The organism is Streptomyces sp. NPDC042336, assembly GCF_055581985.1.
Genome location: NZ_JBVJEA010000017.1, coordinates 19341 through 32638, shown reverse-complemented (window position 1 = coordinate 32638; position 13298 = coordinate 19341). Strand labels below are relative to the sequence as shown.

Below are 13298 nucleotides of genomic sequence, written 5' to 3'. Positions count from 1 at the left end.
GTCAGCTCTTGGCTGCCGCGGCCTTGGACTTGGTGGCCTTGGCGGTCGTCGGCGCGGGCACCGCGGGGGCGGCGTCGGCCGTGACGGCGGCGGAGGCGGCGTCCGCGCCGGGCTCGGTGACCGGTTCCTCGGGACGCACGCCGACGCCCAGCTTCTCCTTGATCTTCTTCTCGATCTCGTTGGCCAGGTCGGGGTTGTCCTTCAGGAAGTTGCGCGCGTTCTCCTTGCCCTGGCCGAGCTGGTCGCCCTCGTACGTGTACCAGGCTCCGGCCTTGCGGACGAAGCCGTGCTCCACGCCCATGTCGATCAGACCACCCTCGCGGCTGATGCCGTGGCCGTACAGGATGTCGAACTCGGCCTGCTTGAAGGGCGGCGCGACCTTGTTCTTGACGACCTTGCAGCGGGTGCGGTTGCCGACCGCGTCCGTGCCGTCCTTCAGTGTCTCGATGCGGCGGATGTCGATGCGCACGGAGGCGTAGAACTTCAGCGCCCGGCCACCGGTCGTGGTCTCCGGGGAGCCGAACATCACGCCGATCTTCTCGCGGAGCTGGTTGATGAAGATCGCGGTGGTCTTGGACTGGTTGAGCGCACTGGTGATCTTCCGCAGGGCCTGGCTCATCAGCCGGGCCTGCAGACCGACGTGGCTGTCGCCCATCTCGCCCTCGATCTCCGCGCGCGGCACGAGCGCGGCGACGGAGTCGATGACGATGAGGTCGAGGGCGCCGGAGCGGACCAGCATGTCCACGATCTCCAGGGCCTGCTCGCCGTTGTCCGGCTGGGAGAGGATCAGGTTGTCGATGTCGACGCCGAGCTTCTTGGCGTATTCGGGGTCGAGGGCGTGCTCGGCGTCCACGAACGCGACCTGGCCGCCGGCCTTCTGGGCGTTCGCCACCGCGTGCAGAGTCAGGGTCGTCTTGCCCGAGGACTCGGGGCCGTAGACCTCCACGACTCGGCCGCGCGGGAGGCCGCCGACGCCGAGGGCCACGTCGAGCGCGGTCGACCCGGTCGGGATGACCTCGATGGGCTCGTTCGGCCGCTCGCCCATGCGCATGACCGCGCCCTTGCCGAACTGCCGTTCAATCTGTGCGAGCGCGGCGTCCAGGGCCTTCTCGCGGTCGGTTCCTGCCATGGGTTCCACCCGGTTTGCTTGATTCGATCGCTTCACGTCAAAGACGCTAATGCCTGCCACTGACAATGGGCCCCGATGAGGGTCCGGCCTGTGGATAACTCGGGTGCATCTCCCCCCGAACCCACTCGAATCACCAGTCACGAGCCCCGCCGGAGCCTCCATAAGAATGGATGTTCGATTTTCGTGTCAAGCGCACCACGCGGCACTCCCGAGCGTACGACCCCGGGTCGGCGAACCAGGTGGTTGGATGCGGATGCGACACCGGGAGCGGGGACGAGAGGGGGACGGCGTGGCCAAGGTGAGCATCGGTCTCGACGCCGAACTGGTGGTGGAAGTGATGGTCCTGGCCGGTGTCGGCTCACCCCAGGACGCCGTCGAGGCGGTGGTGCGGGACTACATCGCCCGCGGTCACCGCACCGAGACCCGCACCGGGTCCAAGGACCGCGGCCTGCGGGAGATCGACGCCAAGCCCCAGGAGCCGCAGGGCCAGGAGGGCCCGCCGCGCCTCACGAGGAGCCGCCGTCCCCGGTGCCCTCCGTGTCCTCCGGCCCCGGACGTCCCTGTTGCGGGCGCCGGGCCCACAGTTTGCGCAGGCGCGTGGACGATCCGGACACCGCCCGGCGGACCCGGTGTCCCTGGACGCGCGGATCGTCCGTGACGTCGTAGCGCTTGACGTACGCCCCGAGGAACGCCTGCAGCGTGGCGACTGCCGGGATGGCGATCAGCGCGCCGACGGCGCCGAGCAGGGCGGTGCCCGCGATGACGGAGCCGAAGGCGACCGCGGGGTGGATGTCCACGGTCTTGGACGTCAGCTTGGGCTGCAGCACGTAGTTCTCGAACTGCTGGTAGATCACCACGAAGACCAGCACCCACAGCGCGTACCAGGGATTGACCGTGAACGCGATCAGCATCGGCAGGGCACCCGCGAGATAGGTGCCGATGGTCGGGATGAACTGCGACACCAGGCCCACCCACACCGCGAGCGCGGGCGCGTAGGGCACCGCGAGGATCTCCAGGAGGATGTAGTGCGCGATGCCGGAGATCAGCGCCATCAACCCGCGTGAGTACAGGTAGCCGCCGGTCTTGTCGACGGCGATCTCCCACGCGCGCAGGACCTCGGCCTGGCGGGCGGGCGGCAGGACGGAGCAGAGTCCGCGCCGCAGCCGGGGGCCGTCGGCGGCGAAGTAGAACGAGAACAGCACGATCGTCAGCAGCTGGAAGAGGCCGCCGAGGACCTGGGCCGACACGTCCAGGACGCCCGTCGCGCTGTTCTGCACGTAGTTGCGCAGCCAGTCGGAGCGGAGCAGGCCCTCCTGGATGTCGACCCGTCGCAGTTCGGTGTGGAAGTGGCCGTTGACCCAGTTGATGACGGAGTCGAGGTAGTCCGGGAAGTCCTCGACCATCTTGACGATCTGCCCGGCGAGCATGGAGCCGAGCAGCGTGACGAACCCCGCGGCGGCGATCAGCACGGCGAGGAAGACGAGGAAGGTGGCGAACCCCCGGCGCATGCCGCGCCCGGCCATCCAGCTCACCGCCGGTTCGATGGCCAGGGCCAGGAAGAAGGCGATGAGGACGTTGATCAGCAGCCCGGTGAGCTGGTGGAAGGCCCAGCTGCCCAGCTGGAAGCCGGCGATGAGCGCGAGGGCCAGCACCATGGCCCGCGGCAGCCAGCGCGGCATGCGGGCGCCCGGCCCGGCGACGGTCCCGTCGGACGGGGGGCCGGAGGGCGGCGTGGAGCCGGCCTGGGATGCGTGCCGGGCGGCCTGCCCGGTCTCGTCAGTGGATGCCACGGAGCAAGTCTCGCCCACGCCACGGACAGCGGAACCCCGTCCGGCGATCTTCCCGCACCGTCACCGCTGTTCCCGCGGCACGTTCATGACGGTGCACACCACCCGCCACACGTCCTTGGCGTCCCAGCCGGCGTCCAGCGCCTCGTGCACCGTGCGCCCGCCCAGCTCCGCCATCACGTGATCGCGCGCGAAGGTGTCGGCGTACCCCGGACCGAAGTGATCCGTCATCCGCTCCCAGAAGACCGTCAACCGCATGCCTCCAGTATCCCGCCCCTGAGAGTGGGCCCTGAGCCGGGACCACCTGCCGGAACCGCTTTCCGGCCTACGGTCTGTCCCATGGCCGAAACCGGAGCGTCCCCACTCCCCGCGATCCCACCGCCCGCGACTCCGCGCACCCCGGACTCGCGTTCAGCCCTCGCGCGCGCGGAGCACTTCGTCTGGCTCACCGCGCGCGTACTGGAGCAGCGGCTGTTCGCCTACCACTTCCGCGGCGGGGACCCCGACCCGGTGGAGACCGCGCTGGAGGCCTACCGCAACGAGGACGGCGGGTACGGACACGCGTTGGAGCCCGATCTGCGCGGCCCGGTCAGCCAGCCGCTGCACACCGCGTGTGCCCTGCGCGTCCTGGACGCCGTCGGCCGCTGCGGCGGGCAGCGGGCCGAGCGGGTCTGCCGCTATCTGACCTCCGTGTCCACGCCCGACGGTGCTCTGCCGGTGACCCGGGCGAGCCGGGACGGGTATCCGGCCGCGCCCTTCGTGCCGGTCGTGGCCGACCCTCCCGGTGAGCTGCTCGTCACCGGTCCGGTGGTCGGGCTGCTGCACCGCAACGGGGTCTGGCACGCCTGGCTGTTCCGGGCCACGGATTTCTGCTGGCAGGCGGCCGAGTCGCTGGTGTCCCCGCAGCCGTACGAGGTCGCGGCCGCGGTGGCCTTCCTGGACGCCGCTCCGGACCGGCCGCGCGCGCGGGCCGCCGCCGACCGGCTGGGTCGTCTGGTACGCGAACGGCGCCTCGCCGTGCTGGACCCGGGCGACCTCGACGCGTATCCGGTCCCTCCCGGCCACGCCCCGGGGGAGCACCACTTCCCGCACGACTACGCGCGGGATCCGCGTTCGCTCGCCCGCGCGTGGTTCACGGACGACGAGATGGCCCGCTCCCTCGACTTCCTCGCGGCCGAGCAGGCGGACGACGGCGGCTGGCCGGTGCGCCGGCGCCGGTGGGCGCCCGTCCCGACCCTGGAGGTCCGCGCCCGGGTGACGCTCGAGGCCCTGCGCACCCTGGGGGCGTACGGCCGTCCCCTCGGCTGACCGGCCGGTCGGCCGCCCCGCCGCCTCAGCCGCCCAGGGCCCGTACGCCCGCGGTGACCACCACGGCGGCCGCGACGACGAGCAGGAACGGCGCGCGCAGCAGCAGCGCGACGGCGGCCGCGGCGACTCCGGCGGCCCGCGCGTCCAGCACGAGGTGCTGTCCGTCGGCGAAGGTCTGCTGGGCGGTGAGCGCCGCGAGGAGGGCGACGGGCAGCAGCGCGGCGAGCCGCCGGACCAGGGGCCGCTCCAAGGCGCCCGCGGGCACCAGCAGGCCGAGGAGCTTGGCCGCGTAGCAGCCCACCGCGGTCACGCCGATCGCGATCCACACGCTCATCGCTCGCCCTCCCCCTCGGCGGCCCCACGGACCGCGCTCTCCTCGGCACCGTCCGCGCGGCGTCCGCGCGCCCACAGGACGAGCGGCGCCGCCAGCGCGGCCACCAGGACGGGCACGCCCGCGGGCAGCACGGGCAGCAGGCCGAGCCCCAGGAGGACGGCCAGGGCGGCGACCGCGCGCTCGGTGGTGTTCTTCAGCATCGGCGCGAGCAGCGCGAGGAAGACCGCAGGACCGGCCGCGTCGAGACCCCATGCGTCGGTGTCCCCGATGGCCTCCGCGCCCAGCGCGCCGAGCAGTGTGGTGAGGTTCCACAGGACGTACAGGGTGAGTCCGGTGACGGTGAAGCCGATCCGGACGGAGCGGCGCGTGGGCTGGGCGAGCGCCACGGCCGTCGTCTCGTCGATGACCCACTGCGCGGCGAACGGCCGCACCGCGCGCGGGAGGGCCAGCAACTGCGACAGGCGCAGGCCGTAGAAGGCGTTGCGCACGCCCAGGAAGAAGGCCCCGGCCGCCGCGGTGAGCGGATTGCCGCCGGCCGCGAGGGCGCCGACGAGCGCGAACTGGGACGCCCCGGTGAACACCAGGAGGCTGAGGGCGCAGGTCTGGGCCAGGGTGAGTCCGCTGCCGGCCGAGGTCACCCCGAAGGCGAACCCGGACAGTCCGACGGCGACTCCGACCCCGAGGGCGTCCCGTACGACGGCGGCGTCCGGCTTGGCACCGGCGACCTCCGTGCCGGGGGTGCCGGGAAGGGCTGTCTGTTCTGTCACGCCTGGAACGGTAGGAGGGGCGCTCCCCGCGCGTCTTGTACGTTCTTGCGCTCGCGCTGGTAGGCACCGGGCGGCACGCCGACGATCCGCGCGAAGTGCCGGTTCAGGTGCGGCTGGTCGGTGAATCCGACGGCGACGGCGGCCTCGGCCGGGGAGGTCCCGGTGTCCAGCAGCCGCCGCGCCCGACGCACCCGGGCGTCCGTCAGCCAGGTGTGGGGCGGCATGCCGTAGGCGTCCCGGAAGGCCCGCAGCAACGCGAACGGGCTGCTCCCGAGCTCCCCGGCGAGCCGCTCCAGGCTCGGCGGGTCGGCCATCCGCTCCTCCAGCACGGCACGCGCGCGTGCGGCCGTCGTGGCCCCGGCCGTACGTATCTGGCGCCGGGGCAGCGGGCCGCCGTTCAGCCGCAGCAGCCGGGTCACGGCCACCCGCAGCAGGGTGTCGGCGGCGAGCGCGTTCCCGTCGTCGGCCGCCCGCAGCACGCGGTGCACCAGCTCGACGGTGTACGGGTCGTCGAGCACCGGCCGCACGAACCCCGGCGTCCCGCGCAGCGTCGTCGTCTCTGCCGCGATCCCCGCCACCAGTTCGGGCGCCGGGTAGACGGCCCCGTACCGCCATCCCTCCGGCACCCCGGCCCGCCCGGTGTGCGGGGTGTCCGGGTTGACCAGGGCCAGCGAGCCGGCCCCGGCGTACTGGTCGCTCCCACCGTGGTGGAAGACCTCCGCCCCCTCGGCGATGGCGGCGATGACGAAGTGCTCGTGCGTGTGGCGCACGAAGGTCTTCCGTATGTACTGGGCGTGGAGCAGGTCGACGCCGGGCAGCTCCGCGTACCGCCAGTGCCGCGCCCGCTCGCCCGATCCCGCCATGCCCCCATTCTCCGCCACCCTCGCCCCCGCCGACGGCCGGGACGACCGTCGACGGGGGCAGGCCCGACGACCGACTCGGACTGCCGACGGGCCGGCCACCCCGGACGCCCGGAGCGACCGACGCCCGGGGCGGTGCCCGGCTCCGGCCACCGTCCCGGCGACGGGCTCGGGACTCCCGACCACACCCCGACGCGGCACGCCACCCGCCCCCCGCGCTCACGCGGCCTGAGGAGCACGGGAGGCACACGCCCCCGCCCCCTGCCCGGACAGCCACAGCCCGCCCCCGGCGACACGGATGACTCCCCGACCCCCGGGATCACCTGCCACCCGGCCCCGGCCCGCACGCCAGCGCACGGCCGACGCGGCACGCCCGCCCGCCCCCGCACCCACAGGGGCCTGAGGAGCACGGGAGGCACACGCCCCCGCCCCCGGCGACACGGATGACTCCCCGCTACGTGCCGCCCCGGCCTCGGCCGCCGACTCCGGCCTCGGCCCGCACACCCCCCCGACGCCCGCTCGTACCTGCGGTCCCGGCGGTCCGGCCGGGCGGACGCACGGCAGCGCCGAGGGGCGGTCCGTACGTCCGGCTCGGGCCGATTGTCAGTGGTCGGGTGCACGATGGATCCATGGTCAGCTCCGCACACCGAGCCCTGGACGGCTTCTCACCCGCGACCCGCGGCTGGTTCACGGGGGCCTTCTCCGCGCCCACCTCCGCGCAGGCGGGCGCGTGGCAGGCCATCTCGCAGGGTTCGGACGTGCTGGTGGTCGCTCCCACCGGCTCCGGCAAGACGCTGGCCGCCTTCCTCGCCGCGCTGGACCAGTTGACCTCGACTCCCCCGCCCGCCGACCCCAAGAAGCGCTGCCGCGTCCTGTACGTCTCCCCGCTCAAGGCCCTGGCCGTCGACGTCGAGCGCAACCTCCGCAGCCCGCTGACCGGCATCCGGCAGGAGTCCGTGCGCCTCGGTCTGCCCGAGCCCGAGGTCAAGGTCGGCATCCGCTCGGGCGACACCCCGGCCGCCGAGCGCCGGGCCCTGTCCACCCGGCCGCCGGACATCCTGATCACCACCCCGGAGTCCCTGTTCCTGATGCTGACGTCGGCCACGCGCGACGCGCTGACCGGCATCGAGACGGTGATCCTGGACGAGGTGCACGCGGTCGCGGGCACCAAGCGCGGCGCGCATCTCGCGCTCACCCTGGAGCGGCTGGACGAGCTGCTGCCGAAGCCGGCCCGCCGCATCGGTCTGTCGGCGACGGTCCGCCCGGTGGACGAGGTCGCCCGGTTCCTCGCCCCGCGCGGCAGGGTCGAGATCGTCCAGCCGGAGTCGGGCAAGGAGTTCGACCTGTCCGTCGTCGTCCCGGTGGAGGACCTCGGCGAGCTGGGCGGCTCCCCGGTCGCGGACGGCAACGAAGGCGCGGAGCGCCCGTCGATCTGGCCGCACGTCGAGGAGCGGATCACCGACCTGGTCCAGTCGCACCGCTCCACGATCGTCTTCGCCAATTCCCGGCGGCTGGCCGAGCGCCTGTGCAACCGGCTCAACGAGATCGCGTACGAACGGGCGACCGGCGAGCCCCTGGACGAGCACCACTCCCCCGCGGAGCTGATGGGCGGCTCGGGCGCCGCCCAGGGCGCCCCGCCCGTGATCGCCCGCGCCCACCACGGCTCGGTCTCCAAGGAGCAGCGCGCCTTGGTCGAGGAGGACCTCAAGGCGGGCCGTCTGCCCGCCGTTGTCGCCACCTCCAGCCTGGAGCTGGGCATCGACATGGGCGCCGTCGACCTCGTGATCCAGGTCGAGTCGCCGCCCTCCGTCGCCTCCGGCCTCCAGCGCGTCGGCCGCGCCGGACACCAGGTCGGCGCGGTCTCCACGGGCGTGGTCTTCCCGAAGTACCGCGGCGACCTGGTGCAGTCGGCCGTGGTCACCGAGCGGATGCGCAGCGGCGCCATCGAGGCCCTGCGGATCCCCGCCAACCCGCTGGACGTGCTGGCCCAGCAGGTGGTGGCGATGACCGCGCTGGACACCTGGCAGGTCGACGACCTCCTGGCCACCGTCCGCCGCGCCGCGCCCTTCGCCTCACTGCCGGAGTCGGCCTTCACCGCCGTCCTGGACATGCTGGCGGGCCGCTATCCCTCCGACGCCTTCGCCGAGCTGCGCCCGCGCGTGGTGTGGGACCGCATCGCCGGCACGGTCACCGGCCGCCCGGGGGCCCAGCGGCTCGCCGTGACGTCCGGGGGCACGATCCCCGACCGCGGACTCTTCGGGGTGTTCCTGGCCGGTGCCGACCCGAAGAAGGGCGGCGGCCGGGTCGGCGAGCTGGACGAGGAGATGGTGTACGAGTCCCGCGTGGGGGACGTCTTCACGCTCGGCACCAGCTCCTGGCGGATCGAGGACATCACGCGCGACCGGGTCCTGGTCTCCCCGGCGCCGGGCGTGCCGGGCAGGCTGCCGTTCTGGAAGGGCGACCAGCTGGGCCGCCCCCTGGAGCTGGGCCGCGCGCTGGGCGCGTTCCTGCGCGAGGTCGGCTCCCTGTCCAAGGAGGACGCCCGGCTGCGCCTGGTCACCGCGGGCCTGGACGCCTGGGCCGCGGACAACGTGCTGTCGTATCTCGACGAGCAGCGCGAGGCCTGCGGCCACGTCCCCGACGACCGCACCATCGTCGTCGAGCGTTTCCGCGACGAGCTGGGCGACTGGCGGGTCGTGGTCCACTCCCCCTTCGGTGCCCAGGTGCACGCCCCCTGGGCGCTCGCCCTCGGCGCCCGCCTCTCCGAGCGCTACGGCATGGACGCGCAGGTCATGCACGCCGACGACGGCATCGTGCTGCGCCTGCCGGACGCCGACCTGATGGGCCTGGACTTCCTCGACCAGGACCCCGCGAAGCCGGGCCTCGAGTACGACGCCGAGAAGGCTCCCGTCGGCGCCGCCGACGTCGTCTTCGACAAGGGCGAGGTCGACCGGGTCGTCACCGACCAGGTGGGCGGCTCGGCGCTGTTCGCCTCCCGGTTCCGCGAGTGCGCCGCCCGCGCGCTGCTGCTGCCGCGCCGCAGCCCCGGCAAGCGCACCCCGTTGTGGCAGCAGCGCCAGCGCGCCGCGCAGCTGCTGGAGGTGGCGAGCGAGTACGGCTCGTTCCCGATCGTCCTGGAAGCCGTCCGCGAGTGCCTCCAGGACGTCTTCGACGTGCCCGGCCTGGTCGAGCTGATGGGCGACCTGGAGGCCCGCAAGGTCCGTCTGGTCGAGGTCACCACCCCCGAGCCGTCCCCGTTCGCCCGCTCCCTGCTCTTCGGCTACGTCGCCCAGTTCCTGTACGAGGGCGACTCGCCGCTCGCCGAGCGCCGGGCCGCCGCCCTGTCCCTGGACTCGCGGCTGCTGGCGGAGCTGCTCGGCCAGGCGGAACTGCGCGAGCTGCTCGACGCCGAGGTGCTCACCGAGCTTGAGCGCGAGCTGCAGTGGCTCACCGAGGACCGCCGCGTCAAGGACCCCGAGGGCGTCGCCGACCTGCTGCGGGTGCTCGGTCCGCTGACCGACGCGGAGCTGGCCGAGCGGGGCGCCGAGCCGCAGTGGGCGCCCGAGCTGGCCGCGGCCCGCCGCGCGATCAGGGTGCGGATCGCCGGCGCCGACCACTGGGCGGCGATCGAGGACGCGGGCCGACTGCGCGACGCCCTGGGCACGGCGCTGCCCGTCGGTGTGCCGGAGGCCTTCATGGAGCCGGTCAAGGACCCGCTCGGCGACCTCCTCGCCCGCCACGCCCGCACCCACGGCCCCTTCACGTCGGTCACCGCTGCGGCCCGTTTCGGTCTGGGCGTGGCGGTCACCGAGGGCGCCCTGCAGCGGCTCGCGGGGACGGGGCGGGTCGTGCAGGGCGAGTTCCATCCGGCCGGCATCGGCCAGGAGTGGTGCGACGCGACCGTCCTGCGCAGGCTGCGCCGCCGTTCCCTGGCCGCGCTCCGGCACGAGCTGGAGCCGGTGGCGCCGGCCGCGCTCGGCCAGTTCCTCCCGCAGTGGCAGCACGTCGGCAAGGGACACACGCTGCGCGGCATCGACGGGCTGGTGCGCGCCGTCGAGCAGTTGCAGGGGGCCTCCGTGCCCGCCTCCGCCCTGGAGAAGCTGGTCCTCCCCTCCCGCGTGGCGCACTACAACCCGGCGATGCTGGACGAGCTGACGGCAGCGGGTGAGGTGGTGTGGGCCGGAGCGGGTTCGCTGCCCGGCAAGGACGGCTGGGTCTCCCTCTACCTCGCGGACGCGGCCCCGCTGCTCCTGCCGCCCCCGCACCCCCTGGAGACGACCGCCCTGCACGAATCCGTGCTGAGCACGCTCTCGGGCGGGTACGGCCTGTTCTTCCGCCAGATCGCCGACCAGGTCCGCGCCACCACCCACCCGGAGGCCACCGATCCGCAGCTGGCCGACGCCCTGTGGGACCTCGCCTGGTCCGGACGGCTGACGAACGACACGCTCGCGCCCCTGCGCTCCCTGCTGGGCTCCGGGCGCACCGCGGGCTCCACGGCCCACCGTGCCAAGCGCGCGGTGCCCCGCGGGCGGTACGGCTCGCTGACGGCCGCCGCCCGCCCGGCGTCCCGCACCGGCCCGCCGACGGTCGCGGGCCGCTGGTCGCTGCTCCCGGCCCGCGAGGCCGACGGCACGGTGCGGGCCCACGCGCTGGCCCGCACGCTGCTCGACCGGCACGGCGTGGTGACCCGGGGCGCCGTCGCCGCGGAGGGCGTCGAGGGCGGCTTCTCGGCGGTGTACCGGATCCTGGCCGCGTTCGAGGAGAGCGGCCAGGCCCGGCGCGGTTACGTGGTGGAGGGGCTGGGGGCGGCGCAGTTCGCCATGGAGGGCGCCGTGGACCGGCTGCGTGCCGTGGCGAACGCGCGCGAGCGCGGTGACGGCCCGGCAGGGCCGGAGGAAGCCACGCGCGGCGGCTTCGCGAACCGGCCCGCACCCGGCGGCTCCACCGAAGGAACCGGCGACTCCTCCCTCGACCCCTTCGGCCCGCTCGGCCCCCTGGACCCCTTCGGCGACCCCGCGTCCAGCAGCAGCCCCAAGAACCCCGCCGCCGCCCCGCCCCCCTACACCGACTTCCCCGACTTCGCCGCCCCCGGCGGCCCGGGAGGCCGTGGGAGCCGTGGAAGCCAGGAAGGCCCTGGAGGCCCGGCACCCTTCGACGACGTCTTCGCCGACCCCGACCGACTGGGTCGTTCCCCCTCCCGGGGCGACTACATCTCCCCTCGCGACCATGCCGAGCCGGGCGCCGGCGGCCCGCGCGGGGGTGGCGCCCACGGAGGCTTCGAAGGCCCGCGTGGCCGGTACGACGCCGGATTCCCCGGCCGTCGCTCCCGCGGCGCTGACGGTCCGCGGGCCGTCGTCCTGGCCGCCGCCGACCCGGCGAACGCGTACGGTGCGGCCCTCGGCTGGCCCGAGCCGCCGGCCGGCGCCACGCACAAGCCCGGCCGCAAGGCGGGCTCCCTGGTGGTGCTCGTCGAGGGCGAACCGGCGCTCTACATGGAGCGCGGGGGCAAGACGCTCCTGCTGTGGCCCTCCGACGCCGACCGGCTGCCCACGGAGGACCCGCGTCTGCGAGCCGCCGCCGAGGCCCTGGCGGAGGCTGCCCGCGCCGGTTCCCTCGGCACGGTCACGGTGGAGCGCGTCAACGGCACGGCGGCCCTGACCTCGCCCTTCGGCCCCCTCCTGGAGGGAGCGGGGTTCATCGCCACCCCGCGCGGTCTGCGCATCAGGGCCTGACCCTGTCACCCTTGAGCCATGCCCGAAGGAGACACGGTCTGGCAGGCGGCGCGAAGGCTGCACGACGCCCTCGCGGGGCAGGTGCTGACCCGCAGCGACTTCCGCGTGCCCCGGTACGCCACGGTCGACCTCACCGGCCGCGCCGTCCTGGACGTCACCCCGCGCGGCAAGCATCTGCTCACCCGTGTCGAGGGCGGCCTGACGGTGCACTCGCACCTGCGGATGGACGGTTCCTGGAAGGTCTTCGCGCCCGGCCGGCGCTGGAGCGGCGGCCCCGCGCACCAGATCAGGGTGGTCCTCGGCACCGCCGACCGCACGGCCGTCGGCTACCGTCTCCCGGTGCTGGACATCCTGCGCACCGGTGACGAGCAGCGCGCCGTCGGCCATCTCGGCCCCGACCTGCTCGGCCCCGACTGGGACCCGGCGCGGGCCCTGGACAACCTGTGCGCGGACCCCGCCCGCCCGCTCGGCGAGGCCCTGCTGGACCAGCGCAATCTCGCCGGTATCGGCAATGTCTACAAGAGCGAGCTGTGCTTCCTGCTGGGCGTCACGCCCTGGCTGCCGGTCGGTGCGCTGCCCGCCGACCGGGCCGCGTTGCTGCCGACGCTCGCGAAGAAGCTCCTGGAGGCCAACCGTGACCGCCCGGTCCGCCGCACCACGGGCCTGCGCGGCCAGGACCTGTTCGTGTACGGCCGGGCGTCCCGCCCCTGCATGCGCTGCGGCACGTCGGTCCGGGTGGCCGACCAGGGCGACGGCTCCCGCGAGCGCCCCACCTACTGGTGCCCCGCCTGCCAGAGCGGGCCCGCCCCGCGCCCGGGCGGCGTCGCCGGTGCCCGAGCACGGCGCTGAGGAAGGCCGGGAAGCCGCGGGTGCGGCTCAGCCGGCGGCGAGCAGCGCGTCCATCTGGCCGGCCGCCTCGCGCAGGCCATCCTCCATGCCCATCGTCATGAGCTGGTCCATCTGCTCCCTGGTGTCGAAGACCGCGCGCAGCTCCATCCGGGTGCCGCCGTCGCGCTCGGTGAGAGTGACCCGGTTCGCGGTCGTCGGCATCGCGGCGTTCGGCACCCCGTCCTCGTCGGCGAACCCGTCGGTGAACTCCAGCGACCGTGGGGCGTCGACCGTGGCCACCCGCCACCAGCCGCGGAACTTCTCGCCTTCCGGGCCGGTCATGAAGTACGTGACGTCCCCGCCCGGGGTCAGGTCGTGCTCCTCCACCGTCGCCGGGTAGGCCGGCGGACCCCACCAGCGCTCCAGCTGCCGGGGGTCGGACCACAGCCGCCACACCCGCTCCGCGGGGGCGGCGAAGTCGGCGACCAGGGTGAGGGTGAGGGTGTCGAGGTCCTTGTCCAGGCTGGTGACACTCATCGGCTCTGTCCTTCCG

The 13298-nt window shown here is 74.2% G+C and carries 10 protein-coding genes and 1 pseudogene; 4 read left to right on the top strand and 7 right to left on the bottom strand.

Going from position 1 to position 13298, the window contains the following annotated elements; translation table 11 throughout:
• Position 1: 1 nt before the first annotated feature.
• Positions 2-1129: a recombinase RecA gene (gene recA, locus ACZ6IM_RS29540; RefSeq protein ID WP_052840188.1), complete on the bottom strand. Its 1128-nt coding sequence runs from the start codon at positions 1127-1129 to the stop codon at positions 2-4.
• 289 nt (positions 1130-1418) lie between these two features.
• Here recA and ACZ6IM_RS29535 point away from each other — a divergent pair.
• Positions 1419-1616 (top strand): annotated as a pseudogene (locus ACZ6IM_RS29535) (DUF2191 domain-containing protein); the annotation flags it as partial.
• 19 nt (positions 1617-1635) lie between these two features.
• Here the strand turns inward: ACZ6IM_RS29535 and ACZ6IM_RS29530 are convergent.
• Complete coding sequence (locus ACZ6IM_RS29530; RefSeq protein WP_052840255.1) at positions 1636-2808, bottom strand: AI-2E family transporter; 1173 nt, start codon at positions 2806-2808, stop codon at positions 1636-1638.
• Between the two features lie 171 nt (positions 2809-2979).
• A complete protein-coding gene (locus tag ACZ6IM_RS29525; protein ID WP_007445009.1) occupies positions 2980-3174 on the bottom strand; it encodes a DUF3046 domain-containing protein in 195 nt (64 codons plus the stop codon).
• Between the two features lie 81 nt (positions 3175-3255).
• Here ACZ6IM_RS29525 and ACZ6IM_RS29520 point away from each other — a divergent pair, with 81 nt between their 5' ends.
• Positions 3256-4224, top strand: a complete 969-nt coding sequence (locus ACZ6IM_RS29520; RefSeq protein WP_052840193.1) for a hypothetical protein — start codon at positions 3256-3258, stop codon at positions 4222-4224.
• A 25-nt stretch (positions 4225-4249) separates the two neighbouring features.
• Here ACZ6IM_RS29520 and ACZ6IM_RS29515 read toward each other — a convergent pair whose 3' ends face one another.
• From ACZ6IM_RS29515 to ACZ6IM_RS29505, 3 genes are read right to left on the bottom strand one after another with little or no spacing between them, the layout of a single operon-like run.
• Complete coding sequence (locus ACZ6IM_RS29515; RefSeq protein WP_469560546.1) at positions 4250-4558, bottom strand: AzlD domain-containing protein; 309 nt, start codon at positions 4556-4558, stop codon at positions 4250-4252.
• Complete coding sequence (locus ACZ6IM_RS29510; protein ID WP_469560543.1) at positions 4555-5325, bottom strand: AzlC family ABC transporter permease; 771 nt, start codon at positions 5323-5325, stop codon at positions 4555-4557. Before ACZ6IM_RS29510 ends, ACZ6IM_RS29515 begins: the two co-directional genes overlap by 4 nt.
• Positions 5322-6188, bottom strand: coding sequence for an AraC family transcriptional regulator (locus ACZ6IM_RS29505; protein ID WP_469560540.1), 867 nt, complete (start codon positions 6186-6188; stop codon positions 5322-5324). Before ACZ6IM_RS29505 ends, ACZ6IM_RS29510 begins: the two co-directional genes overlap by 4 nt.
• Positions 6189-6814: 626 nt before the next feature.
• On the opposite strand from ACZ6IM_RS29505, the gene ACZ6IM_RS29500 reads away from it, so the two are divergent.
• Complete coding sequence (locus tag ACZ6IM_RS29500) at positions 6815-11917, top strand: ATP-dependent helicase (protein WP_469560538.1); 5103 nt, start codon at positions 6815-6817, stop codon at positions 11915-11917.
• An 18-nt stretch (positions 11918-11935) separates the two neighbouring features.
• Complete coding sequence (locus ACZ6IM_RS29495) at positions 11936-12766, top strand: Fpg/Nei family DNA glycosylase (RefSeq protein WP_469560536.1); 831 nt, start codon at positions 11936-11938, stop codon at positions 12764-12766.
• Between the two features lie 27 nt (positions 12767-12793).
• On the opposite strand, the gene ACZ6IM_RS29490 is transcribed toward ACZ6IM_RS29495, so the two are convergent.
• On the bottom strand, positions 12794-13282 hold the full coding sequence (locus ACZ6IM_RS29490) for an SRPBCC family protein (protein WP_052840206.1): 489 nt from the start codon (positions 13280-13282) through the stop codon (positions 12794-12796).
• Between the last annotated feature and the right edge of the window lie 16 nt (positions 13283-13298).

Bases quoted from the DNA above. Each gene is read 5' to 3' on its own strand.
- ACZ6IM_RS29490 (WP_052840206.1), bottom strand. From the start codon at position 13,282: ATGAGTGTCACCAGCCTGGACAAGGACCTCGACACCCTCACCCTCACC.
- ACZ6IM_RS29525 (WP_007445009.1), bottom strand. From the start codon at position 3,174: ATGCGGTTGACGGTCTTCTGGGAGCGGATGACGGATCACTTCGGTCCG.
- ACZ6IM_RS29500 (WP_469560538.1), top strand. From the start codon at position 6,815: ATGGTCAGCTCCGCACACCGAGCCCTGGACGGCTTCTCACCCGCGACC.
- ACZ6IM_RS29505 (WP_469560540.1), bottom strand. From the start codon at position 6,188: ATGGCGGGATCGGGCGAGCGGGCGCGGCACTGGCGGTACGCGGAGCTG.
- ACZ6IM_RS29515 (WP_469560546.1), bottom strand. From the start codon at position 4,558: ATGAGCGTGTGGATCGCGATCGGCGTGACCGCGGTGGGCTGCTACGCG.
- recA (WP_052840188.1), bottom strand. From the start codon at position 1,129: ATGGCAGGAACCGACCGCGAGAAGGCCCTGGACGCCGCGCTCGCACAG.
- ACZ6IM_RS29530 (WP_052840255.1), bottom strand. From the start codon at position 2,808: ATGCCGCGCTGGCTGCCGCGGGCCATGGTGCTGGCCCTCGCGCTCATC.
- ACZ6IM_RS29520 (WP_052840193.1), top strand. From the start codon at position 3,256: ATGGCCGAAACCGGAGCGTCCCCACTCCCCGCGATCCCACCGCCCGCG.
- ACZ6IM_RS29495 (WP_469560536.1), top strand. From the start codon at position 11,936: ATGCCCGAAGGAGACACGGTCTGGCAGGCGGCGCGAAGGCTGCACGAC.